The organism is Stenotrophomonas sp. WHRI 8082 (genome assembly GCF_040223995.2).
Taxonomy (GTDB): domain Bacteria; phylum Pseudomonadota; class Gammaproteobacteria; order Xanthomonadales; family Xanthomonadaceae; genus Stenotrophomonas.
In genome coordinates, this window is the sequence record NZ_CP167826.1 from 4,031,998 (window position 1) to 4,055,968 (window position 23,971).

The 23,971-nt window shown below is 65.9% G+C and carries 19 protein-coding genes; 6 read left to right on the top strand and 13 right to left on the bottom strand.

Going from position 1 to position 23,971, the window contains the following annotated elements; translation table 11 throughout:
- Positions 1-63: 63 nt before the first annotated feature.
- The 7 genes from ABRP17_RS17775 to ABRP17_RS17805 form a co-directional block, all read right to left on the bottom strand.
- Complete coding sequence (locus tag ABRP17_RS17775; RefSeq protein WP_188323982.1) at positions 64-315, bottom strand: hypothetical protein; 252 nt, start codon at positions 313-315, stop codon at positions 64-66.
- Positions 312-1,646 carry a TFIIB-type zinc ribbon-containing protein gene (locus ABRP17_RS17780; protein ID WP_349984276.1) on the bottom strand — a complete coding sequence of 445 codons (1,335 nt, stop codon included), beginning with the start codon at positions 1,644-1,646 and terminating at the stop codon, positions 312-314. Before ABRP17_RS17780 ends, ABRP17_RS17775 begins: the two co-directional genes overlap by 4 nt.
- A gap of 21 nt (positions 1,647-1,667) precedes the next feature.
- Positions 1,668-2,819 carry an SPFH domain-containing protein gene (locus ABRP17_RS17785; protein WP_349984275.1) on the bottom strand — a complete coding sequence of 384 codons (1,152 nt, stop codon included), beginning with the start codon at positions 2,817-2,819 and terminating at the stop codon, positions 1,668-1,670.
- 92 nt (positions 2,820-2,911) lie between these two features.
- Positions 2,912-3,193, bottom strand: coding sequence for a hypothetical protein (locus ABRP17_RS17790; RefSeq protein ID WP_188323984.1), 282 nt, complete (start codon positions 3,191-3,193; stop codon positions 2,912-2,914).
- A 206-nt stretch (positions 3,194-3,399) separates the two neighbouring features.
- Positions 3,400-4,992, bottom strand: a complete 1,593-nt coding sequence (locus ABRP17_RS17795) for an SDR family NAD(P)-dependent oxidoreductase (RefSeq protein ID WP_372486836.1) — start codon at positions 4,990-4,992, stop codon at positions 3,400-3,402.
- Between the two features lie 242 nt (positions 4,993-5,234).
- The gene (locus ABRP17_RS17800) at positions 5,235-5,699 is read right to left on the bottom strand and encodes a DUF4126 domain-containing protein (protein WP_188323986.1); all 465 of its coding nucleotides are present in this window, start codon (positions 5,697-5,699) and stop codon (positions 5,235-5,237) included.
- 145 nt (positions 5,700-5,844) lie between these two features.
- On the bottom strand, positions 5,845-6,408 hold the full coding sequence (locus ABRP17_RS17805; RefSeq protein WP_188323987.1) for a fasciclin domain-containing protein: 564 nt from the start codon (positions 6,406-6,408) through the stop codon (positions 5,845-5,847).
- Between the two features lie 219 nt (positions 6,409-6,627).
- On the opposite strand from ABRP17_RS17805, the gene ABRP17_RS17810 reads away from it, so the two are divergent.
- Positions 6,628-7,293, top strand: a complete 666-nt coding sequence (locus ABRP17_RS17810) for a thermonuclease family protein (protein ID WP_223203060.1) — start codon at positions 6,628-6,630, stop codon at positions 7,291-7,293.
- Positions 7,294-7,504: 211 nt separating this feature from the next.
- A complete protein-coding gene (locus tag ABRP17_RS17815) occupies positions 7,505-10,054 on the top strand; it encodes a glycoside hydrolase family 3 N-terminal domain-containing protein (RefSeq protein WP_349984273.1) in 2,550 nt (849 codons plus the stop codon).
- Positions 10,055-10,101: 47 nt separating this feature from the next.
- Here ABRP17_RS17815 and ABRP17_RS17820 read toward each other — a convergent pair whose 3' ends face one another.
- The 4 genes from ABRP17_RS17820 to ABRP17_RS17835 all read right to left on the bottom strand — a co-directional run bounded on the left by ABRP17_RS17820 (position 10,102) and on the right by ABRP17_RS17835 (position 14,607).
- Positions 10,102-10,488 carry a DUF2628 domain-containing protein gene (locus tag ABRP17_RS17820; protein WP_192079546.1) on the bottom strand — a complete coding sequence of 129 codons (387 nt, stop codon included), beginning with the start codon at positions 10,486-10,488 and terminating at the stop codon, positions 10,102-10,104.
- A gap of 502 nt (positions 10,489-10,990) precedes the next feature.
- Complete coding sequence (locus ABRP17_RS17825) at positions 10,991-12,808, bottom strand: glycoside hydrolase family 15 protein (protein ID WP_349984272.1); 1,818 nt, start codon at positions 12,806-12,808, stop codon at positions 10,991-10,993.
- On the bottom strand, positions 12,805-13,704 hold the full coding sequence (locus ABRP17_RS17830; protein WP_349984271.1) for an SDR family oxidoreductase: 900 nt from the start codon (positions 13,702-13,704) through the stop codon (positions 12,805-12,807). Before ABRP17_RS17830 ends, ABRP17_RS17825 begins: the two co-directional genes overlap by 4 nt.
- A gap of 36 nt (positions 13,705-13,740) precedes the next feature.
- Positions 13,741-14,607, bottom strand: coding sequence for an SDR family oxidoreductase (locus ABRP17_RS17835; RefSeq protein WP_349984270.1), 867 nt, complete (start codon positions 14,605-14,607; stop codon positions 13,741-13,743).
- 598 nt (positions 14,608-15,205) lie between these two features.
- Between ABRP17_RS17835 and ABRP17_RS17840 the strand changes: the two genes are divergently transcribed.
- The 4 genes from ABRP17_RS17840 (at position 15,206) to ABRP17_RS17855 (ending at position 20,058) form a co-directional block, all read left to right on the top strand.
- Positions 15,206-15,694 carry a sugar dehydrogenase complex small subunit gene (locus ABRP17_RS17840; RefSeq protein WP_372486837.1) on the top strand — a complete coding sequence of 163 codons (489 nt, stop codon included), beginning with the start codon at positions 15,206-15,208 and terminating at the stop codon, positions 15,692-15,694.
- A 64-nt stretch (positions 15,695-15,758) separates the two neighbouring features.
- A complete protein-coding gene (locus tag ABRP17_RS17845) occupies positions 15,759-17,399 on the top strand; it encodes a GMC family oxidoreductase (RefSeq protein ID WP_188323994.1) in 1,641 nt (546 codons plus the stop codon).
- Positions 17,396-18,790 carry a cytochrome c gene (locus ABRP17_RS17850; RefSeq protein ID WP_349984268.1) on the top strand — a complete coding sequence of 465 codons (1,395 nt, stop codon included), beginning with the start codon at positions 17,396-17,398 and terminating at the stop codon, positions 18,788-18,790. The genes ABRP17_RS17845 and ABRP17_RS17850 overlap by 4 nt, the downstream gene beginning before the upstream one ends.
- Entirely contained in the window at positions 18,790-20,058 is a 1,269-nt protein-coding gene (locus ABRP17_RS17855; protein ID WP_349984267.1) for a carbohydrate porin, read from the top strand. The genes ABRP17_RS17850 and ABRP17_RS17855 overlap by 1 nt, the downstream gene beginning before the upstream one ends.
- Positions 20,059-20,369: 311 nt before the next feature.
- Here ABRP17_RS17855 and ABRP17_RS17860 read toward each other — a convergent pair whose 3' ends face one another.
- Complete coding sequence (locus ABRP17_RS17860; protein WP_349984266.1) at positions 20,370-22,421, bottom strand: TonB-dependent receptor domain-containing protein; 2,052 nt, start codon at positions 22,419-22,421, stop codon at positions 20,370-20,372.
- A 296-nt stretch (positions 22,422-22,717) separates the two neighbouring features.
- Positions 22,718-23,944, bottom strand: coding sequence for an MFS transporter (locus ABRP17_RS17865; RefSeq protein ID WP_349984264.1), 1,227 nt, complete (start codon positions 23,942-23,944; stop codon positions 22,718-22,720).
- Between the last annotated feature and the right edge of the window lie 27 nt (positions 23,945-23,971).

The window sequence follows — 23,971 nt, forward strand, 5'->3', positions numbered from 1 at the left end:
CGCGCCACGATAGGCCGCGCGTGCGCACAGCCATGTGAGGCGCCACACCGCCACGCGCGGCGCTCAGCCCATGTCGCGCTTTACCCGATTGCGATACGCAGATACGTTGTCGCCGCGTATCTGCCGCTCCCGCGTGCCGGTCACCGTATCCACCTTGCGGTCCGACCCGGTCACCGGCTTCGCATCGACTGCCGTTTCGCGCTCGAACGCATGGGATTTGTCCGTGTTGCGGTAGTAGCGGTACAGCCCCCAATACAGCGCCGTCGCCGCAGCAGGGCCAGCCGCCAACAACCAGAGTCCACTGTCTTCGCTCATGATCCGGCCACCAGTATCCAGAGTGCGATGGCTTCAACGACGCTGCCGGTGGTGAGCGCGGCCAGCAGCAGCTTCCACTGCTGTACCGGCACGCTGCCCATGGTTTCACCGGTGCGCCCGTTCACCGCGATGTAATGCAGCATGCCGCCCTTCTTGCCCGGTTGGTGGTACGAGTACAACCACACCGGCAGGTACATCGATACCCAGCGGGTGCCATGCACGTCCAGGCGTTCCTGTTCCCAGCGGACGCCGCGGTCATAGCGACGCACCGAGCTTTCCACTTTTGCCCGCGCGATCGACAGGAGCTGGTCCTCCAGGCGCGGCAGCATCTTGTCCACGTCCAGGTTGCGCCTTTCCGACGTGAATCCGGTCAGGAAGGAGGCATTCCACTGCAGCGCGTTCTTGGTATCGAACGGCAGGATCGTGTTGATGATGTTGTTGGTGTTGGCCTGCGTATCCAGGTTGCCGCGCTCCACGGAAGACTCCAGCGGCAGGTCGTCCACGGTGAACGAAACGTGGCGGTCCACGGCGTAGACATCGGCGTCGTAGTAGGTCTGCTTGTTCTTCTCGGTGCCTCGTGTGTACTCGCGGGTCTTGATCTCGCCGCGTCCCGACACCGTCGCACTGACATTGCTGTCCACGATCATGTAGGGCAGGTACACGCCGATGACATTCTCCGGCGTGAACTCGTCCTTGAACGCCTTCAGGGCGAACAGGCGACGCTTGTCGACGAACTGGCGGATGCGCGCTACCGCGTCGTCCTTGGTGATCCGGAACGGCAGCACGGCATCGGGCACGGCGCCGTTGGCCACCTGCTCATTGACCCCGAACACATGACGGCACCAGTGGCAGCGTGCGGTCATCGTGCTTTCGGTGTTGATGGTCACCTCGGCGCCGCAGCCGGTGCACTTGAAGCTCATCAGGCTGGCACTGTCGGCGGCGATGTCACGGGCGCCGGAGGCGATTACATGGCCGCGCAGCTGGTCGATGCCGGCGCCCAGGCCGAAGGCTTCTTCGACCCGCGTGCCATGCCATTCGTTGCGGCAGTACTGGCACACCAGTACGTCCGTGCCCAGCTTGAGCCGGACGTCGGTCGACCCACACCTGGGGCAGCGGTTGAGGCCATCCTTCAGTTCGGCGGCAGCCGTATCCAGCGCCACCGGATCCGGTGCCAGCAGTTCGTCACGGATCGGCGGGGGCAGGGTGGTCGCGTCCACGGGCAGGCTGCCGGGAAGGGGCGGCACATCCCGCGGCGATCCCGGACCGGTCAGCGGAGGCGTCGGGGCCGCGGCTGCGGGCGGCAGCGGCGGGGGTGTTCTGGAGTCGGACATGAGGTCGGCGCGTCCCTGGCCTTACAGACCCAGCGCCTTGGCCTTGAGCTTGTCGTAGTCGTCCTGGGTGATCAGGCCGAGGTCCAGCATCTCCTTGGCCTTCGTCAGCTTGGCGATCGGATCGTCGGCGGACGGGGTTGCCGGCGCGACCGGCTGTTGCATGCTGCCGACCCCGCCGAACATCCCCGATGCCATGCCCACGCCAACCAGGCCTGCTGCCCCGCCGGTTTCGCCTGCCGACTGGATGCCCTGGGCCATGCTGGCCTGCAGGTTGGAATTGCCGCGCGCACCGGACAGGGCATCGGCTCGCTGCACCGTCTTCAGCAGTTCACGGGTGTTGGCGTCGTATTCGATCGACACGATGGCCGTCTTGACGATGGCAAGCCCGCGATCGGAGTTCCACTGGTACGCCTGCTCCACTGCGTCGGACAGGCTCTTGGCGAAGCCCAGCGAGTCCTGCTGCAGCTTGGTGATGCGATTGCCCTTGCCGGGATCGTTGGTATACAGGCTGAAAGCGGGCGCCAGCGAGCCCACGACTTCGTTGAACAACTGGCTGGCGGCCGCATTGTCCAGGTCGGTGAAATCAAAGACCTCGCCCGGCTGCAGATAGCGGGCCGGCACGAAGTTCTTGACGAACAGGATCGGGTCCACGATTTTCAGCGTATAGGAACCACGCGTCACCGCGCCCACCTGCGTGCCCAGGAAGCCGTCGTCCCAGTAGATCTCCGACTGGGTGCCGAAGCGGTTGTCCGGCAGTTCCTTCAGCGATACGAAGAACGCAGCCTGCTGCGAGCCGGGCTGGCCGCCGAACTTGAAGCGTTCCCAGGTCTGGCGGATCAGCGGCGTCACCAGGCCGTCGCCGGCGAAGATCGACTGCGAGTTGGCATCGTCGGATCGCCATTCGTAGCCGCCGGGCTCGGCGACGAACGCGGTGACTGCACCGTCCTGCATCAGCAGCAGGCCGTAGCCTTCCGGCACCACGATCTTCGAACCGTTGGTGATGATGTTGGACGACGCGCTGGTGTTGGAGCCGCGCCCGGCGTTGGTGCCGCGTGGGACCGCCGCGAACAGGGCAGCCGTGGCAGGCAGTCCAACCGGAACGGTGTAGAAATCCTTCCACTGATCGGCCAGCACACCGCCCACCGCACCTGCCACCGCCTGACGAAGACCCATGACGCACTCCCTGTGATTTCGTGGACAGGCACTGTGCCTGCCATGCCCGGCCGACTATAGCAGCCGGGTGAGGCCGGCCGCGCTGCCGCGGATCAGGCGCCGGGCAGCTCGCATTGCATTTTCCCGTCCACGTAATACGGCTTGGGCACATCCGGATTCGCACTGGTCTTTTCGAACACGACTTCGAACGAACCGGTGTCTGCGGTGCCTTGGCGGTCCGTGCAGGCTTGCTGCAGCTTCTTCTTCACCGCCGCGATGCCGGCGTCGCGATCTGCGCCGTCGGCGCTGTTGGTCAGGTTGACGGTCTCGGCGAATGCCAGCGGGCTCAGGCCCAGCAGGCAGACGGTGAACACCATGGCGTGCAGCTTCTTCATGTGCGACATCCTGTGCTTTCTGGAAGAAACCACAGGATAAGAACGCAGGGTTAAGAAGCCGTGCGGGTGCCGGCCGGGTGGGCCGGCTGGCGACGGTGATCGGGAGGCAATGCATGGGTAGCGCCGAGCCGTGCTCGGCGAAAGGCGAAGGCGCCGCGCTGCGCGCTCGCCGAGCGTGGCTCGGCGCTACCGGGTGGGCTGCGGGCTCACCAGTCGGTGGGTGCGTAGTCCTTCAGGAACTGGCCCCAGACGTGCTCGCCGGTGTTGATCCCATGGATGATCGGGTCGACGATGCGCGCGGCGCCATCGATGATGTCCAGCGGCGGGTGGAACCGCTCCTGCTCCACCTTCTTCGCTGCCAGGTCGGCCGGATCCTCATCGGTCACCCAGCCGGTGTCCACGCTGTTCATGTGGATGCCGTCGTTCTGGTAATCCGCCGCGGAGGTGCGCGTCATCATGTTCAACGCGGCCTTGGCCATGTTGGTATGCGGGTGACGGGTGGTCTTGAAGTTGCGGTAGAACTGACCTTCCATCGCCGATACGTTGACGATGTGCTTGTCACGCTCCGGCGTACGCAGCATCAACGGCTTCAAGCGCGCATTGAGAATGAACGGGGCGATGGCATTGACCAGCTGGGTCTCCAGCAGTTCCACCGACGGCACCTCGGCCATCTGCATGCGCCAGGAGTTGCGGTCGCGCAGGTCGATCTGCTGCAGGTCCTGGTCCAGGCGGCCATCCGGGAACAGATGCTGCTGGCCCACCAGTTCGTCGGCCAGCAGCGGCACCTGCGAAAGCTCGGCGGCACGCACCAGGCCGTTGGCCCCCTTGAAGCCTTGTTCCTGCGTCACCTGCAACACCGTGGCCGGGGTCGCACCCAGCAGTTCGGCGCTGCGCAGGCCCTCGTAGTCACCGATCAGGTTGCGCAGGGTTTCCGGCACGTCGTGCAGCGCAGCGGTCTCGCCGGCCATCATGTGCGCGTAGAACTGCGGCGGACGCCGCACGGTCTGGCAGGCATTGTTGATGATGAAGTCCAGCCGCGTGCGCGTGGCCAGCAGCTCGGTGCAGAAGGCCTCCACGCTGGGCGTGTGGCGCAGGTCCAGCCCGTATACCTGCAGGCGATGGCCCCATACGGCAAAGTCGGGCTCTTCGGCATAGCGGGCAGCCGAATCGCGCGGGAACCGCGTGGTCACGATCAATTCGGCACCCGCGCGCAGCAACTTCAACCCGGCCTGATAACCGATCTTGACCCGGCCGCCCGTCAGCAGCGCGACGCGCCCGCGCAGGTCGGCCGTCTCCGTGCGCTTGGTGAAGTTCAGCGCGGCGCAGTCCGGGCACATCTGGTCATAGAAATGATGCAGCTGGGTAAACTTCTGTTTGCACACGTAACAGTGGCGCAGCTCGGGTGAGTGCACCGGCTCCGGGCCGGCATCAGCGCCTTCGCCGTTACGGGCGTCATGCAGGCCGGCCGCGTGCGGCGGGAAGTAGTTCGGCGTACTGAACACCGGCTTGCGGCGCAGGGCACGGATGCCGGTCTGTTCCAGCAACGCTTCGGCCTTGCGGACCTTCTCCTGGTGGCGGACCTTGGCCTGCTGCTTGAGCATCTGCCGGCGCGCCTTGGGCTCGGGATGGTAGACCTTGGCCACGACCTGGTGCAGCCGCACGCGGTCGGCCTCGGGCAGGGTGTCCAGCACGCTGCGGTCCGCTTCGATGGATTCCAGCAGGTCCAGCGCGGCGCGCAGGCGGTCGGTCAGGGGCGCATCGTCGGCCACGGCGACAGAGGAAGGGGCAGTGGTAGTCACATCAGATCCGGAAGAAACGGCATGAAGCCTGGAGTGGACAGCAGAGCGATGACCGGCTCGATGCGGGTCCATGCTGTAACGGGCCGGGCAGGACCCGGACGAGCCGCCATTGTCCCTGATCCAGCCGGGCCTGTGCTAGATGGGCGGCACGCGGTGGCCTGGGACCCGTTCACCCCCGTTGCGCACGCGCTGGCCCTCGCCCCGCGACAGGAAGCGGCGGAGCCCCATCAGGCAATGGTTTTTCAGCGGCCAGCCAGGGCGCTGCGCGTGATCAGGGCCGCACTGCCCACCGCGATCGCGTCTTCCGCCAGGCCGGTGGGTGTCTGCCCATAACGCCGCAGGGCCCGCATGCGCAGGTTGAAGGCCAGATAAGACGCTGCCACGGCGGTGCCGGCGCCCAGCGCTGCCCCTAGACCGCGCTGCGAACGCGGCGCCAACGCGGCGCCGACAATCAGTCCGGTTGCTACACGGGCCACCATGCCCGCCGGTACGATGCGGTCCGGCGCTGTTTTCATCTTGTCGCCCATCAGCTCGCCGCCCGCCAATGCCAGCATGCCTGCCGCAGCGGCGCGATTGGCCAGCAGGCGCGTCGCCGCAGTGCCCGCGGGCAACCTGCCGCTGCGCGCCGCGTTGGTGACGGCGGCAAGCGGGGTCATGGCGCGCATGCCCGCGACGGCGCCCATCAGAAAGGAATGGATCAGTGCCATGCGAGCGTCCTTGAGCGGAGAAGGTGTACCCCCACGCTAGACACGCGCCCGTAGGCAGCGTGGCAAGAAAATGCGAACGTCGGGCAAAGGTGCAGTCACTCGGCCAAAGCGGACGTCGCTTGGACGTCCGCCCGGTTTTTCCAGCTTACTTAGGCATCAACACCGAATCGACGACGTGCACCACGCCGTTGGACTGCATCACATCCGCAGTAGTGACCGATGCCTTGCCGCCCTTGGCATCCACGATCCACAACTTGCCGTCCTGCAGCTTGAAAGTAAGCGGCTCGCCTTCCACGGTCTTCATCGTGGCGGTGCCGCCCTGCTTGGTGGCCGCAGCGGTCAGCTGGGCAGCCGTATGCACGCCCGGCACCACGTGATAGGTCAGGATCTTGGTCAGCGCGGCCTTGTTCTCCGGCTTGACCAGGGTATCGACCGTGCCCGCCGGGAGCTTGTTGAAGGCGGCATTGGTGGGGGCGAACACGGTGAACGGACCTGCGCTGTTGAGCGTGTCCACCAGCCCGGCCGCCTTGACTGCCGCGACCAGCGTGGTGTGGTCCTTCGACGCACTGGCATTCTCAACGATGGTCTTGGCCGGATACATCGGCGCGCCACCCACCATCGGCGGGTTGGCAGCAAAGCTGGGGGCCGCGACGGCGCCCAGAACGGCGAGGCTGGTAGCGAGGGCAATCTTCTTGAAAGTAGCTTGCACGGTGCATCTCCTGTTCGTCCCTCGGATGAGGGTACTGAAGGTACGCAGCCGGCAGCGGGCTGGATGCAGGGCAGTGCATTTATTTTTCTGCATGAGGGTGGCGTGAACAAACGGCGCGCATCGGTCGTCGGTGCGCGACCTCAGCGCGACGCGTAAGCGAGAATAGGCGCCGCTTGTGAGATCGAAGGTGTTGTTCGCTGTATGCGCCGGACTGTTGTGATGTGTGTAGCACTGGTTGTGTCGCCGTTGAGCGTGGCGGCCCCCCTTGAGATCGTCGGCCGTGCCACCGTGGTGGACGGTGACACGCTGGCGGTGAACCAGAAACGGGTACGGCTGTGGGGGATGGATGCGCCTGAAAGCGCGCAGCACTGCAGCACCGCGCAGGGCGCGCGATGGCCCTGCGGACGCCGCGCTGCCAATGCGCTGGATGCACATCTGCAGGGCAGGACCGTGCGCTGCGTGCAGCGCGACGTGGACCGCTACGGCAGGTCGGTCGGTGAGTGTTTCGTGCAGAACGAATCGGTGAACGCCTGGATGGTCCGGTCCGGCTGGGCAGTGGCCTACCGTGAGTACGCCACCCGGTATGTCGAGGACGAGCAACGGGCCAAGGCGCAGAAGCGGAACATCTGGCAAGGGGCCTTCCAGATGCCGGCCGATTACCGTCGTGCGCAGCGTGCCGCCCATGCACGGCCCGCCCAGGCCGAATCGGCGCCTGCCACGGGGTGCCGGATCAAGGGAAACATTTCCAGCGGCGGCGCGAAAATCTTCCACCAGCCGGGCCAGCGCGACTACGCGCAGACGCGGATCCAGTTGGAGGACGGCGAGCGTTACTTCTGTTCGCCTGAAGAGGCGAGGGCAGCCGGCTGGCGCGCCGCAAAGCGGTAGCGCCGCTTTCGTGCTGCGCCGCAACGCGTATCGGGCGAATTCCCCAACAGCTTCCCCGTAGCGCAAGCCTTTTCGCACCTGGTGGCGTCATGGCATTGACAGCGCTGTCAAACCCGGCTTAGAAACGGTTCAGCATCGCTGCTGCACGCGACGCACTCGTCTGGCCTGCATCCAGGCGACCCGTTCTGATCCGACCAGGAATCCGATGCGCATGACTACCCGTTTCGTCCCACCCGCTGCCGGTCGTTTGACGCCTGTGCTGTTGTCCGTTGCGCTGGCGTTGGCCTGCATGTCCAGCGCCGCTGCGGCGCCGGCCGAGGGTCGGATCCACCCCGCGCAGTGGCCGCAGCCGAGCTGGCCGTTGCCCACCGATGCCGCCATGGAACAGCGGATCCGCGCGCTGATGGCATCGATGAGTGTGGAAGAGAAAGTCGGGCAGATCGTGCAGGGCGACATCGGCAGCATCACGCCCGCGGAGGTCAAAAAGTACCGGCTGGGCTCGGTGCTGGCCGGCGGCGGCTCCGATCCTGGTGGACGCTACAACGCCAAGCCCGCCGAATGGCTGGCCTTGGCCGATGCCTACTGGGAAGCCTCGATGGATACCAGCGCGGGCGGTCATGCGATCCCCATCATCTGGGGCATCGACGCGATGCACGGTCAGAGCAACGTGGTCGGCGCCACGTTGTTTCCCCACAACATCGGGCTGGGCGCTACGCGCAACCCGGAACTGCTGCGCGAGATCGCCCGCATCACCGCGGCAGAAACCCGCACCACCGGCATGGAGTGGACCTTCGCGCCGACCGTGGCAGTGCCGCAGGACGATCGCTGGGGCCGTGCCTATGAAGGCTATTCGGAAGATCCGGCACTGGTGGCCAGCTATGCCGGCGTGTTCGTCGAAGGGCTGCAGGGCAAAGCCGGGGCAGCGGACTTCCTTGACGATCACCATGTCATGACGACGGTCAAGCACTTCCTCGGCGACGGTGGCACCACCCATGGCAAGGACCAGGGCGACACCACGGTGACCGAAGCACAGCTGCGTGACATCCACGCCGCGGGCTACATTCCGGCGATCGCGGCGGGCGCGCAATCGGTCATGGCCTCGTTCAACAGTTTCCACGGTGAAAAGATGCACGGCCACAAGCCGCTGCTCACCGACGTACTGAAAGAGCGGATGAACTTCGGGGGCTTCGTGGTGGGCGACTGGAACGGCCACGGCCAGGTGAAGGGCTGCACCAATACCGATTGCGCGCAGACCTTCATCGCGGGCATGGACATGGCGATGGCCCCCGATACCTGGAAAGGCCTGTATGAGTCCACCGTCAAGCATGTAAAGGACGGCACGCTGCCCATGGCGCGGCTGGACGATGCGGTGCATCGGATCCTGCTGGCGAAGATGCGCATGGGGCTGTTTGAAAAGCCCAAACCGTCGGCGCGCGCATTGGGCGGAAAGTTCGAACTGCTGGGATCGCCCGAGCATCGTGCGGTAGCGCGGCAGGCCGTGCGTGAGTCGCTGGTCCTGCTGAAAAACCAGAACGCGGTGCTGCCCCTGTCCCCGAAGCAGACCATCCTGGTGGCCGGGGATGGCGCGGACAACATGACAAAGCAGACCGGCGGATGGACGCTGACCTGGCAGGGCGACGGCACGAAGCGCGAAGACTTCCCGCATGCCGACACCGTGTGGGATGGCATCAGGACGCAGGTGACGGCGGCCGGCGGCAAGGCACACCTCTCGGTGGACGGGTCGTATGAAACCAGGCCGGACGTTGCCGTGGTCGTGTTCGGCGAAGAGCCGTATGCCGAATTCCAGGGCGACCTGCCGGACCTGATGTTCAAGGGCGGCCGTTCCGGCGACCTGGAGTTGATCAAGAAGCTGAAGGCCGATGGCATCCCCGTAGTTGCCGTGTTCATCAGCGGCCGGCCGCTGTGGATGAACCGCGAAATCAACGCCGCCGATGCGTTCGTGGCGGCCTGGCTGCCGGGCTCGGAAGGCGAGGGCGTTGCCGATGTGCTGCTGCGCGGGCGTGACGAAAAGCCTCAGCATGACTTCCGCGGCAAGCTCAGCTTCTCGTGGCCCCGTCGTGCGGATCAGTACGTCAACAATGTGGGGCAGCCCGGCTATGACCCGCAGTTCGCGTTCGGCCATGGGCTCAGCTACGCCGACAACGGCGACCTGAAGGCGCTGTCCGAAGAGCCCGGCATCGACCCGACCAAGACCCGCACCAGCACATGGTTCGACCGCGGCGCTGCCAGCACCGGGCTGACCTTGCGCCTGACCGGCAGCGATGGCGCGCCGGTGGATATCGTGCATCCCAACGCGGCGACACCGGACGCGTCGATCACCATGACGGCGATCAACACCGATGTGCAGGAGGGGGCGCGCCAGTTTGATTTCAGCGGACAGGGCCTGGTTGAACTGCGCTCCAACACGCCGCTGGACCTGCTGCGGGAAACCAATGGTGACGTGCTGGTCATCGCCACGCTTCGCGTTGACGCGCTGCCGGCCAAGGCGTCGGTCAGCTACGTTGCGGCAAGCGGCAAGGCGTCGCGCGGTGAAGTGCCGATCGCCACGGCGCTGGCACGGGCGACCCCCGGCGAGTGGACCCGCATGGGCGTGCCACTGCGCTGCCTGGCGAAGGTCGGCGTGGACATGAAAGGACTGGAAGTGCCGATGGGCCTGCGTGCCAGCAAGGGCGTGAAGCTGTCATTGGCCAAAGTGGCCGTGGGTACGGAGTACGACCAGAAGGTCGACTGCGCCGGTTGAGCGGGTGCTGCGTCGACCTGGTGGTCCGGGTCGACGCAGCGCGCTGCTTAGAACAGCCCTTCGAAGGGGTTCCAGCTTTCCTTGCCCTTGACGCGCTCCATGAAGAAGCTGTAGTTGGTGCTCATGCCGACGGCGATGTTGAGCGCAGCCCACAGCGCACGGGCGACGATGTCCGGCATCACGAACGACAGCACGACCAGAATCACGTTGAGGCCGAGCACCACGAGGGCTTTGCGCCACATGCCCAGGATGGCCAGGTAGATCCAGCCGAAGAACAGGGCGAACAGGTTGACGTTGACCTTGAGCTTGTCACCGAAGGGCAGGGCCTTCAGGGCCTCGCGGTATTCCTTGGTCTTCGGCGCGCCGTGCTGCTGGAAGAAGTCGAAGCGGAACTGCCACTTCGGGCTGACGGGGGAGGTAGTACGTGTTTCCATTGACTCTCAGGCTCCATGTAATCGTTTACATGTTAGCGATAGTCTGCGCCAATGGGTAGGGCTGGAGGGCGCCGCGCGGTGCGCTCGCCGAGCATGGCTCGGCGCTACCCGACCGTGCACACTGCCGTTGTAGCGCCGACCCATGGTCGGCAGGAGAGCAAAGGCACCGCGCGGTGCGCTCGCCGAGCGTGGCTCGGCGCTACCAGACCGCGCACGCTGCCGTTGTAGCGCCGACCCATGGTCGGCGGGAGAGCGAAGGCGCCGCGCGGTGCGCTCGCCGAGCATGGCGCGGCGCTACCAGACCGCGCACGCTGCCGTTGTAGCGCCGACCCATGGTCGGCAGGAGAGCAAAGGCACCGCGCGGTGCGCTCGCCGAGCGTGGCTCGGCGCTACCAGACCGTGCACGCTGCCGTTGTAGCGCCGACCCATGGTCGGCGGGAGAGCAAAGGCGCCGCGCGGTGCGCTCGCCGAGCGTGGCTCGGCGCTACCACGGACCATGCTGTTACTTGCAGTCCACGGCGAAGGCGGCATGGATAAGGGCCAGATGACTCAATCCCTGGGGGGTGTTGCCCAGGCCCTGCTCGGTCGCCGGGTCCCACATTTCGGGCATCAGCCCGACATCGTTGCGGACCCGTGCCAGCAGCGATTCGAACAACCGCTTGGCCTCTTCCGGCTCGCCCAGCAGCCCGTACGCCTCCACCATCCAGAACGCGCAGCTGATGAACGTGCCTTCGCACTCCTGCATCCCGCTGTAACGCCACAGCAGGTCACCGCTGGCATCGCACAACTCGCGCCGCATCGCATTACGGGTGGCGATGAAGCGCTCCCGCCGAACGTCTGCCAGTCCGAAACGGCACGCCAGCATCAGGCTCGCATCCAGCCGATCGCTGCCGGCATGCATCACATACGACTGGCGCGCTTCATCCCAGCAATGCGCATCGATCCATTCCAGGATGCGCTCTTTTTCCCGCTGCCATCGCGGCAAGCGCGCGGTGGTGATATGGCCTTTTTCGGCCAGTTCGCAGGCACGTCGCAACGCCATCCAGCACTCGACCTTGGACATCGTGTAGTGCTGCATGTCTTCAAGCTCCCAGAATCCGCTGTCCTTGCGCATCCAGCCGTCGGCACACTCTTCGGCCAGCTCGAACAGCAGACGCGCGGTGGAAGGGTCGAAGATATGGCCAGCATCGATCATGCGGCTGGCCATCTCCATGACGTCACCGTAGCCACAGGTCTGCAACTGGTCGGTTGCGGTATTGCCCACGCGCACCGGCTGGCTGTTGCGATAACCGGGCACCTCCACGTAACGCTCCTCTTCCACCCGTTCGCCGCGCAGCGTGAAACAGGGTGCCAAGCCAGGCCGGTGGCGGCCGATGGTGGTCATCAGCCAACTGAAACCCGCCTTCGCATCTGGCGTTGCGCCCACGCGCAGGAAAGCTTTGATCACATAGGCCGCATCGCGTACCCAGGCATAGCGGTAATCCCAGTTCTTGTCACCGCCGATGCGCTCCGGCAAGGACGCGCTGACCGCCGCGGCGATGGCACCGGTGGGCGCGAACCAGAGGAACTTCAGCGCCAGCGCGGAGCAGATCACTTCTTCCCGGTAGGTGCTCGTGCACTTCAGATCCGCCACCCACTGTCGCCACTCCCGGTCGGAGCGGTCGATGCGCGTGTCGATCTCCTGCAGCGGCGGCACCGGCAAGACTTCATCCTGCGAGGCGAGCAGGGCGACGATGTCCTGCTCGCCCGCGTCGAGGACCAGAACGCCGCGCACCTGTCGGTCATCGCAGGTCTCCACCTGCAGTCGTGGAGAATAATGAAGCATGGTCATCACCGGGCCGACGTGGTGCACGCAGCCGTTCGGCGTTTCGCTCATCCACGGCGTGCAGGTGCCGCCCCGGTTACCGGGTTGGTACAAGAGATCGAACGCGACGCTGCCGTCCAGTACGTCGACACGGCGGGCGAGTTCCGACCACGGCAGCCGACCTGCCGGGCCGCTGTTCAACGATTCGGTGATACGCGCCGTGCCACTGGCCGTCCGCACCTCGGTTTCCAGCACGTTGCTGTTATGCCGGTAACGTCGCTGCACGTGCTGGCTGTCGCGTGGCTGCAGGACGAAGCGCCCGCCCTCCGGTGCATCCAGCAGCCGGTCCAGCAGCGGCGGGGCATCCATGCACGGTGCACACCACCAGTCGATGCTGCCGTCGGGTGCGATCAGCGCACTGGACCGGCCATCCCCGATGGCGGCGTACCCGTTGATCGGTGCATAGCCGTCCGCATCGCGCCGGGTGTCGATGCCCGCAACGTCGGCAGACGTCACGGCAGCAGCATCCCGCCCGTTGCACCGATCACTTCGCCGGTGATGTAGCTCGATTCCTGCGTTGCCAGCAGCACGTACGCCGATGCCATCTCGACCGGCTGGCCCGCACGCTTCAGTGGGGTCTGTGAACCAAACTCCGGGATCGCGTCCGGTGGCTGTCCGCCAGCAGGCTGCAGCGGCGTCCAGACCGGACCCGGCGCAACCGCGTTGACCCGGATGCCGCGCTCCGCGACCTGCTGCGCCAGCGCCTTGGTGAAGTTGACGATGGCCGCTTTCGTCGGCGCATAGTCGAGCAGGTTGGGGGAGGGCTGATACGCCTGGATCGAGGCGGTGTTGATGATGGTGGCGCCCGCCGGCAGATGCGGCAGCGCGGCCTTGCACACCCAGAACAGCGCATGGACGTTGGTGCGGAAGGTCGCGTCGAACTGTTCTGTGCTCAGGTCTTCGATTTTTTCCACCGCGACCTGTTTGCCGGCAATGTTGGCCACGACGTCCAGACCGCCAAGGGCCTCCACCGCCTTGGCCACCAGCGCGCTGCAGAACTGCTCGTCCTGCAGGTCACCGGGCACCGCAACGGCCTTGCGCCCCTCGGCCTTTATCAACGCCACCACCTCGGCGGCGTCCTGTTCTTCCTCCGGCAGGTAGTTCAGCACGATATCGGCCCCCTCGCGTGCGAACGCGATCGCAACGGCGCGTCCGATGCCCGAGTCGGCGCCCGTGACCAAGGCCTTTCGTCCCTTCATGCGGCCAAATCCGACGTACGACGTTTCGCCATGATCGGCTGAGGGGGAAAGTGCATGCACGGTGCCCGGCGCCGTCTGCACCTGCGCGGGATAGGTCGGCTGCGGGAACTGGGTAAGCGGATTCTGCATGTCGTACTGATTGCGGGTGGTCATTGCGGTTCCTTTGGGGGGAGGGAGTGAGCCAAAGCGTTACAGCGTTGCGGCACCGCCGGAGATCGTCAGCAGTGCGCCCGAGGTGTAGCTCGAGATGTCAGCCGCCAACATCACGTACGCCGAGGCGAGTTCCGCCGGCTGGCCCGGGCGACCAAACGGCGTCTGGCTGCCAAACTGCGCCACTTCGTCGGCGGCCATGCCAGCAGGAATGAAGGGGGTCCAGATCGGGCCCGGCAGCACCGCGTTCACGCGGATGCCTTTTTCGGCCAGCAGTCCTGCCAGCCCGATGGTGAGGTTGGCCAACGCGCCCTTGGTGCTGGAGTAGGGGAGGATGTTCGGAGTGGGCTTTTTCGAGTTCACCGACGCGGTATTGATGACCGAACCGCCGTCCTTCAGGTACGGCACCGACAGACGCGTGAGGTTGAATACCGCGTGCACATTGGTTTCAAACGTCTTGCGCCAGTCTTCGAGCGTGATCTCGTCGAAGGATTCGTAGTAGCGCTGGTAGGCGGCGTTGTTGACCAGGATGTCCAGTCCACCCAGCTCGTCGGTCACGCGCTTGATCAGCGCTTCGGCCTGCGCGTCATCGCTCACGTCACAAGGGCAGAGCACGGCCTTCTGGCCGGCTTTTTCGATCAGCGCGGCGATGCTCTCCGCATCTTTTTCCTCACCCTTGAGGAAAGCGATCGCCACATCGGCCCCTTCCCGTGCGTAGGCAATGGCGACGGCAGCGCCGATGCCGCTGTCGCCGCCGGTGATCAGGGCTTTCTTGCCTTTCAGCAGCCCGTGGCCGACATAGCTGTCCTCACCGTGGTCGGGGCGCGGCTCCATCTTGTCCGTCTTGCCGGGGAAGGACTGCTGAGGGGTGTTGAACGGGGGCTTGGGGTAGTTGGGGACTGGCATCAGCATTTACTCCGGGGGCAGCAGGGAAGCCGGAGTGTGGCGGGGCGACGGTAAAGCGCGTGGCCCCGGGATGTCTGCGTGATGTGGAGAGGGCACGGGACGAAGCGCCGCGCTGCGCGCTCGCCGAGCGTGGCTCGGCGCTACCAGACCGTGCACGCAGCCGTTGTAACGCCGAGCCGTGCTCGGCGGGAGAGCAAAGGCGCCGCGCGGCGCGCTCGCCGAGCGTGGCTCGGCGCTACCAGGCCGTGCATGCAGCCGTTGTAGCGCCGAGCCGTGCTCGGCGGGATCCTGACTTCACGCGGCACACCGTGTTGACGGTGTAAACAGATCGTTCTGCGCTTCACTCCACGCTCACCTGGCGGTGCAATCCGCAATCAAGTTGTTGAATGCGATCAATTAAAGCGTCGGTAGCGCTATTAGTTGCATATTTGAATTAATAGCTCCGCCAATTGATGGTGTCTCCGCAGCCTGCAATCATGCGGAGCTTCCCCCTCACATGCCGCATTGGAACGTTTCCGTGGACGATAGCAACGGTGATGCGGGCTCTGAACAACCGCATGCGTGGTCACGTCGGAGATTTCTTCTGGCGTCGGCCTCGATGGCGCTGTTCGCAGCCTGCCGTCGCAGCGATACCGCTGCTGTCGGCACCCAGCCAAGCGCCAACCAGCAAGCCGACTCCGGCCCGTCAGACGCTGATGCGGCCGCAGATGCCAGGTTCCTGGCGTTGTCCAGTGCCCTGACCGGCAAGCACGATCTGGACCCCTACGTGTCCGGGCGCATCCGCGCTGCGATGGCCGTCCATGAGCCGGCCGCCACGTCCACGCTGGATGCGCTCCAGCGCTTGGCCGGCACAGTGGACTCACCGGAGGAGTTCATTGCCATCCCGGCTGTCCGCGACGCTGCGTTGGTGATCGTCGCGGCCTGGTACACCGGCACGGTAGGCAAGGGCACCGACGCAGTCACCGTGGGCTACCGTGATGCGCTCATGCAGCATCCGGTCGCCGACGGCATCTTCCCGGCAACCTACGCCAAAGGTGGCCCTGCGTGGTGGGTTGCTACGCCTCCGCCGGCCGTCGCCGCACGCTGAAAACATCCTGATCCTGTCGATAGCCGCGCGGCGCTGATGCACCGCGCCTCCGGAGTGCTGTTCCGTGAAGAAACCTACATTCAACAACGGTGACGTCGAGGCAGACGTCATCGTGGTCGGTTCCGGCGTCGTTGGCGCGCTGGTGGCCAACCAGCTCGTCGCCGCCGGTCACAGCGTGGTGATGCTGGAGGCAGGCCCGCGCCTGAAACGGGCCGAGGTCGTGCAGAACTGGCGTAACGCCAGCTTCGAACGCCGCTTGGGCAGTGACTTCCAGGGCCCGTACCCGCAGTCGCCGCACGCCACCGCACCGCTGTACTTTCCAGCCAACGACTACGTCGCCCTGAGCGGCCCCGATGCCAGCAGTTTCCGCCAAGGCTTCATCAAGGCGGTCGGCGGCACTACCTGGCACTGGGCGGCGTCGTGCTGGCGCCACCTACCGGTGGATTTCAAGATGAAATCGGCCTATGGGGTTGGCCGCGACTGGCCCATCGCCTACGCGGACATCGAGGACTACTACTGCCGGGCAGAAGAAGCGCTAGGCGTATCGGGGCCCAATGATCCGACGCGGCAGAGCCCGCGCGAACGATCCCGGCCCTATGTGGCAGACATGATTCCCTGGGGGCACGGCGACGCCACCTTCGCCGAGGTCGTCAACCCGCACGGCTACAACCTGGTGCCGATCCCGCAGGGCCGCACCATCCAGCCCTGGAACGAGCGGCCCGCCTGTTGTGGCAACAACAACTGCCAACCCATCTGCCCGATCGGTGCCATGTACAACGGCATCCACACCGTCGACGCGGCCGAGAAGAAAGGCGCGGTCGTGCTGGAAGAGGCCGTGGTCTACCGCATCGACACCGATGCGCAGAACACCGTCACCGCCGTGCACTGGTACGACCGTGACCGGGTCAGCCACAAGGCCACCGGCCGCCAGTTCGTCATCGCCTGCAACGCCCTGGAAACGCCGCGTCTGCTGCTGCTGGCGGCCAACGAACAGAACCCGACCGGCATCGCCAATGGATCTGATCAGGTCGGACGCAACATGATGGATCACTCCGGTTTCCACTGCTCCTTCATTGCCGACCGCCCGATCTGGCTTGGCCGGGGACCTGCGCAGTCCAGCTGCATGGTCGGCCCGCGTGACGGCAGTTTCCGGGCGGACTACTCGGCCAACAAGATCATCCTCAACAACATCAGCCGCGTGCCTGTCGCGACCCAACAAGCGCTTGCGATGGGGCTGGTCGGCGATGCCCTGGACGCGGAAATCCGCAGACGGGCCGTGTATGGCGTGGATCTGTCCATCAGCCTGGAACCCTTGCCGGACCCGACCAACCGCCTCACCCTGTCCACATCCCGGGTGGATGGGCTGGGCCTTGCCTGCCCGGACATCCACTATTCGCTCGGCGACTACGCCCGCAAGGGGTATGACAAGGCATGCGAGCAGCTGCGGCACATCGGCTCGCTGTTCAACGCCGAAGAATTCAACATCACCACCGCGCTCAATGCGAACAACCACATCATGGGGTCCACCATCATGGGCAGCGACCCGCGCGATTCGGTGGTGGATGAAAACTGCCGCGCGCATGACCACGCCAACCTGTGGCTGCCCGGCGGCAGTGCGATGGTGTCGGCAAGCGTGGTCAACAGCACCCTGACCATGGCCGCGCTGGGTCTGAAGACGGCCGATGCCATCGAGCGTGCGCTGTGAGGGCGGCTGCGCTGGTCCTGCTGGCGGCGGTGTGGGCGCTATGCGTGCCCGCGGCCCATGCAGACGATGCGGTGGAGCGGGGACGTTACCTGGCCACGGCCGGTGACTGCATGGCCTGCCACACCAAGCCGACCGACGGCAAAGCCTACGCCGGCGGCTACGCCATCGCCTCGCCGATGGGGCAGATATGGGCCAGCAACATCACCCCTTCGGTGAAGTTCGGCATCGGCAGCTATAGCGAAGCCGACTTCGAACGCGCCGTACGCCAAGGCATCCGCAAGGATGGCGCCCGCCTGTATCCGGCGATGCCGTACACCGCGTATGCCAAGCTGAGCGAGCAGGACATCCACGATCTGTACGCCTACTTCATGGCCGAGGTGAAACCGGTCGATGAGGTGTCCCCGTCCACCGACCTGCCGTTCCCGTTCAACATGCGCTTTTCGATGGCGGGCTGGAACCTGCTGTTCCTGGATGACGCGCCGTTCGTCGCCGAGCCCGCCAAGGATGCCCAGTGGAATCGTGGCGCTTATCTGGTCGAAGGCCTAGAGCACTGCGGCAGCTGTCATACGCCGCGCGGGCTGCTGATGCAGGAAAAGTCCAGCCAGCCGTTGGCAGGAGGCTCGCTGGGGCTGTGGTACGCCCCCAACATCACCTCTGCCCCGGTGAGCGGTATCGGGGCGTGGACCGATCAGGAGATCACCCAGTACCTGAAAACCGGCAAGGTGAGCGGCAAGGCGCAGGCCGGCGGCGGCATGGCAGAGGCCATCACCCACAGCCTGTCCCACCTTACCGATGACGACATCGCATCAATCGTCACCTACCTGCGCACGGTGCCCCCGGTGGCGGACGCGGGCATGACCCGCAGCGCCTCTTCCTGGTCGCTGCGGGAGGGCGGCGCCACGACTGCCGGAGAGGCCCGCCTGCGCGGCACCTCGCTGCCGCTGGACAACGGCCAGGTGGTCTACGACGGCTCCTGCGCCAGCTGCCACGGCAGTCGCGGCGAGGGCAGCACGGATCAGTACTACCCGTCCTTAACCCATAACAGCACGGTGGGCGCAGCGACCCCGCAGAACCTGCTGGCGACCATCCTGAGCGGCGTAGACCGCGAGGTGGCGGGTGAGCACGTGCTGATGCCGCACTTCTCCACGGGCTCGTACGTGCAACCGCTGACCGACACGGAAATCGCCAACGTCGCGACCTACGTACGACAGCAGTTCGGTCCCGGTGACAGCGTATCGTTGGACGACGTCAAGCGCGCACGCGCGGGCGGTCCAGCGCCGTTGCTGATGACGCTCACCACCTACGGCCTGCCGGCAGCCGGACTGCTGTTCATCGGGCTGGTGTACTGGCTGTGGCGTCGTCGCGCCGCGCGCAGGAAGAGGGGGCTGTGATGCGCGCATCGTCTGTGGTGCTGTCGCTGGCTGCGCTGCTCGCCGCGCAGCAGGCCGCTGCCGCCGAGGCGCGCCTTGAGCCCGCCGCCAAGCCGGTCGACACGGTAAAGCAGGTGCCGCTCAGCACGGGCCTGCCATTGCGTGCATGGCTGCAGGATGCCGGCATCACTCCCACTGCCCGCGCCGTGGTGTCATCGGCGTATGCGGATGGCGGCTACCGTGGTTCGGGCAGCGCGACGGCCACGCATCTTGATCTTGGCGCCATCATCGATACCGGCAAGGCCCTGGGCGTCGACGGCACGGTCAGGATCGTGCTGTCCGACCGCTTCGGCCAGGCAGTGCATGACCGCTACACCGGCAGCTACATCCAGAACCAGGCGTTCTGGGGACAGGGCCAGAATTTCCGCCTCAACGAGGTGTCCTACGAACGCTCGCTGCTGGACAAGCGGCTCAGCCTGAAGGGTGGCTTCTTCTCGATGGGCAACGATTTCGGTGGCCTGCCGTATACCTGCAATTTCAACAACAACGGACAGTGTGGCCACCCATTGGGGCCGATCTACAGCTCGGGCTGGCTGGATAATCCCACCGGCCAATGGGGGCTGCGTGCCAAATGGACCGACCCCTCCGGCTGGTACGCACAGACCGGTGTGTTCGATGTAAACCCCTCGCGCAAGCAGGCCGACAATGGGTTCAAGCTCGCGCTGGATGGCAACACGGGCCTGTTCTTCCCGGTGGAGCTGGGCTTCGTCCATGATCCCGGCCAGCGCGGTTACGGCGGCACCTATAAGGTCGGCTATTACCGGGACACGTCCAACGCCGTGCAGCTGGGCGACCCTGCGGCACGCGAGGCCTCGCACCGCAGCGGCGAATACATCCAGCTTGCACAGCGCATCTGGAAGCCGGAAGCAGAGACGGTGCGTGGCGTGTCCGCGTTTGTCATCGCCACCCAGGCCGATGTGCGGACGGGGTCGCTGCGGCGTTCGTGGGAGCTCGGCGTAAGCTGGCGCGGCCCGTTCCGCGCACGCGAGGACGATATCGTCAGTGTCGGGTGGACCCGGCTGGATTTCTCCGACCGGCTGCAGGCGCAGCAACGCAGCAGCGGTGAGCCCGTGCAGACCCGTGAGCAGATGCTGGAGGTGAACTACGGCGTGCAGGTTGCGCCGTGGCTGATCCTGCGGCCGGCGGCGCAGTACGTGACCCGGCCTTCCGGCCTGTCCGAGCGGCCCGATGCCTGGGTGTTCACCCTGCAGGCGCAGGCCACGCTGTAGTCGTCGTCGCCACGGATGGCGTGACACCGCGTTGCCCGGCGGGAGAGCAAAGGCGCCGCGCTGCGCGCTCGCCGAGCGTGGCTCGGCGCTACCAGAACGCGCACGCTGCCGTCGTAGCGCCGAGCCGTGCTCGGCGGGAGAACAGAAGCGCCGTGCTGTGCGCTCGCCGAGCGTGGCTCGGCGCTACCCGACCGCGCACGTTGCCGTTGTAGCGCCGAGCCGTGCTCGGCGGGAAAGCAAAGGCGCCGCGCTGTGCGCTCGCCGAGCGTGGCTCGGCGCTACCCAAACCGCATGCGCGGCACCGATCCCGGTCAGAAGCGCGCCGTGGCACCCACGAAGAACGTCCGTGCGCCACCGTCGTAGTTGTTGCCTTCTTCGATGGTCGATACGTCGCCGACGTTCAGTACGCCGGCGCGCAGGGTCAGACTCTCATTGACGTCGAACCCGGTCACCAGGTCCACCGTGGTATAGGCCTTGGCGAAGGTCGCACTGGTGGCCGACACCAGCTGCTCGCCGATGTGCTGCGCGCTCAGGTTCAACGACCACGCATCGGTGACCTGCCAGTCCAACGAGGTGTTGCCGGTGATCCTGGGCACCACCAGCAGGCTGGCGCCGGTGCTGCGGTTCTTCGATTCCAACATGCGCGTGGCGTTGGTGGTCCAGCTCAGGCGCTCATGCAGGGGCACGGTGACGCTGGCTTCCACGCCACGGGTGCGTGCCTTCTGCACGTTCTGCGCCACCGTCCACCAGAATCCGTTGACGAAGCTGGTGGACTGGCCGGGAATCTCGCGCAGCGGTACCTGCTGGATCTTGTCGTCGAAATCGGTCAGGAAGTAGGTTGCCGATGCGGACCAGCCGCCCTGGTCGAAGCCCACGCCGATCTCGTAGTTGGTGCTGGTCTCAGGTTCCAGGTCCGGGTTGCCGGCCATATAGCAGCCGGTAGTGCCATCGGCACTGACCGAGCGGTTGGTCCAGCCCTCTGCGGTCAGCGCGGTGCAGCCATTGCCGCCGCTCTGGGTCGCCGCACCGGCCGTGCCCTGCTTCAAGGTGGGCGCGCGGAAGCCTTCCGAGACACCACCGCGGATCGTCCACGCATCCGCCGGATGCCACACGCCGTAGATGCGCGGGCTCAGGTTGTCGTCGTAGTTGTCGGTGTTGTCCCAGCGCAGCCCCACCGTCAGGATGAAGCGCTCGTGCAGGGTGATGTGGTCTTCGGCGAACAACGCCCACGAATCGGCTTCTGCGGTCGGACTGATACGTCCCGTACCGGTCCAGGTCACCGGCACGGTGCCGATGGTGTTGTTGTTCTCAAGCTGCTCGCGCTTCCACTGGCCCCCGACGTTGATGTTCTGTTCGAAGCCCCAGTCGAAGCTGCGGGTGAAAGCGGTATCGAACACGGTCTCCTTGGCATGGTTGCCGACTGTGCTGCCCTTGTCTTCGTAGTCGTTCTGCACCAGCGTGGTCTTGGACGTGGACGCATCGCCGTACCGACCGTCGTGCATCACCACGTAGCCGGTCTGCACCAGCTTGGACAAGCCCCATGCGCCGACGGCACCGGCCCCGGTATTGCGCTGCTCGCCACGCGATGCCTCGACGCCCACCGTGTGGTCATCGTTGATGCGCCAGTTGAGCAGGGCGTTGTAGTTCTGCGCCTTGTTGCCGGGTGTCTGCCGCGCGCCGGTGTCGGATTCACGGTTGGTGACATTGGCGCCCACGCGCAGGCCGAGGTTCGGCGTCAGCGGACCACTGAACAGCGCGCCCATCTGGGTCGTGTTGCCGCGCGTGTCCGAGTCGGGCTTGCTGTAGTTGTAGGTGACCGAGCCGCCCCATTCGTTGGCGATCTTGCGGGTGATGATGTTGATCACCCCGCCCATGGCATCGGAGCCGTACAACGAGGACATCGGCCCGCGTACCACTTCGATGCGCTCGATCATGTCCGGCGAGAGCCAGTTGAGATCCTGCGGTCCGAGGTCGTCACGATAGTTCACGCCCGACGAATTGCCTTGGCGGCGGCCGTCGATGAGGATCAGGGTGTACTGCTCGGGCAGGCCGCGCAGCTTGATCTTCGATTGCGCACCCGACAGCGCGTAGCCACCGGTTACCCCGGGGACGGTGCTGAGCAGTTGGCCGATGCTGCTGACCGGCTTGCGTTCGATCTCCTCGCGGGTGATCACGCTGATGCTGGCGGGCGCATCGCGGATCCACTGCTGGGCGCCCGTAGCGGTGACCACCACGGTGTCCATCTGCTTGGCCGACGCGGCGTCGGCGCTGGCCTCGGCATGGGCCTGGGCGGTGATGACAAGACCGACGGCCACCGACAGGGCGGCCACCGTGAAGCGGGAAAGGGGGGAGGGGGACGACATCGACGCAGTACTCCTGAAAGAAAGGGGTCCGCTGGCGATGGCTGGGACATCCGTGTGGGGTATTTCAAGCTTCCTTAACAATCGTATCACGACCCATTCGCATTTGACACGTAGCGTTACGTTGTCATGTGCGGCAATGCGATGGTGGTCTCAACGGCGGCGCCAACGGTAGAGCCGGCTTCAGCCGGCTGCTCTTCGCATTCGACTGCTCCCCGCGGACGGCCCGCTTCGCTCGCCGAGCACGGCTCGGCGCTACCCGCTAACGGCCCGCCTCGCTCGCCGAGCCTGGCTCGGCGCTACCCGGAACCCACCCGGCTGGTCTCTGGCATCGCAAGGGCCAGCACGCACGCCAATGCTGCAATCGCGGCCAGGCTGAGGAAGGCGGCATCGTAGCCGGCGAACTGCACGATCACGCCCGCCAGACCGGGGCTGAAGGCCGCACCCACGCCGAACGCGGTGGAGACAGCGCCGAGGGTGACGTTGAAGCGACCGGTTCCTTGGGTCAGGTCGCTGACGATCACCGGCAGCAGTGCGCCGAAGATCCCGGCGCCAATGCCATCAAGCAGCTGCACGCCCAGCAGCCAGTACGGTGCATCGGACAGGGGATACAACACGCCGCGGATCGGCAGGATGAAGAAGGCGATCAGCAGCAGAGGGCGGCGGCCCCACCGGTCGGCGCGGGCGCCGACCAGCAGGGCAGCCGGCACCATCACCAGCTGCGCCGCCACGATGCAGGCAGCGGTGAGGGTGGTGGCCAGGTGCGGGCTGGACTGCGACAACTTCTGCCCGACCAGCGGCAGCATCGCCGCGTTGGCCAGATGGAACAGCGCACAGCACGCTGAAAGAATCACCAGCGTATGGTTGTGCAACAGCTGCATGATCCCAGCGGGCGCAGCCGGCTCGGACGTCGCGGCTGACAGGCCGCGCGCCTGCTGATGGTCGATGGCGGCGGCCGGAATCATCAGCACGGCGCCGACACTGGCCAGTGTCATCACCGCCATCAGATAGAACACCACCACCGGCCCACCGACATACGCCAGGCCACCGGCCAGCACGGCCGCGACCGCGTTACCGGCGTGGTTGAAGGTTTCGTTCCGGCCCATGCGGCGGGCAAACGCGCGTTGGCCGCCAATGCCCAGCGACAGCGCGGCAATGGCCGGTGCGAAGATCGTCCCGGCCACCGCGCTGATTGCCTGGGTAAGCGCGACCAGCGTGAAAGAGGTGATCCACGGCAAGACCACGCAGCTGACCGTCACCACCAAGGCGGCGATCACTACCGCCGCGCGCTTGCCGTTGATCCGGTCCATCAACGCCCCGGCGGGCGTCTGCGTCAGCAACGCAGCAAGCCCTGCAACGGTCATCACCACGCCGATGCTGGCCGGCTCCCATTTGTGCACCGCCAGCAGATAGATGGCCAGATACGGCCCTAGTCCGTCGCGGACGTCGGCAAGGAAAAAGTTCAGCCCATCGAGCGCCCGTGCGGGCGTTTGCGAAGCAGAGGGAGCAGAGGGCGTTGGGGTCACGGGGGACTCGCGGGGAGGGGCAGGTTG

Bases quoted from the DNA above. Each gene is read 5' to 3' on its own strand.
- ABRP17_RS17790 (WP_188323984.1), bottom strand. From the start codon at position 3,193: ATGAAGAAGCTGCACGCCATGGTGTTCACCGTCTGCCTGCTGGGCCTG.
- ABRP17_RS17775 (WP_188323982.1), bottom strand. From the start codon at position 315: ATGAGCGAAGACAGTGGACTCTGGTTGTTGGCGGCTGGCCCTGCTGCG.
- ABRP17_RS17860 (WP_349984266.1), bottom strand. From the start codon at position 22,421: ATGTCGTCCCCCTCCCCCCTTTCCCGCTTCACGGTGGCCGCCCTGTCG.
- ABRP17_RS17820 (WP_192079546.1), bottom strand. From the start codon at position 10,488: ATGGAAACACGTACTACCTCCCCCGTCAGCCCGAAGTGGCAGTTCCGC.
- ABRP17_RS17815 (WP_349984273.1), top strand. From the start codon at position 7,505: ATGACTACCCGTTTCGTCCCACCCGCTGCCGGTCGTTTGACGCCTGTG.
- ABRP17_RS17785 (WP_349984275.1), bottom strand. From the start codon at position 2,819: ATGGGTCTTCGTCAGGCGGTGGCAGGTGCGGTGGGCGGTGTGCTGGCC.
- ABRP17_RS17855 (WP_349984267.1), top strand. From the start codon at position 18,790: ATGCGCGCATCGTCTGTGGTGCTGTCGCTGGCTGCGCTGCTCGCCGCG.
- ABRP17_RS17810 (WP_223203060.1), top strand. From the start codon at position 6,628: ATGTGTGTAGCACTGGTTGTGTCGCCGTTGAGCGTGGCGGCCCCCCTT.
- ABRP17_RS17835 (WP_349984270.1), bottom strand. From the start codon at position 14,607: ATGCCAGTCCCCAACTACCCCAAGCCCCCGTTCAACACCCCTCAGCAG.
- ABRP17_RS17840 (WP_372486837.1), top strand. From the start codon at position 15,206: ATGGCGCTGTTCGCAGCCTGCCGTCGCAGCGATACCGCTGCTGTCGGC.
- ABRP17_RS17800 (WP_188323986.1), bottom strand. From the start codon at position 5,699: ATGGCACTGATCCATTCCTTTCTGATGGGCGCCGTCGCGGGCATGCGC.
- ABRP17_RS17830 (WP_349984271.1), bottom strand. From the start codon at position 13,704: ATGACCACCCGCAATCAGTACGACATGCAGAATCCGCTTACCCAGTTC.
- ABRP17_RS17780 (WP_349984276.1), bottom strand. From the start codon at position 1,646: ATGTCCGACTCCAGAACACCCCCGCCGCTGCCGCCCGCAGCCGCGGCC.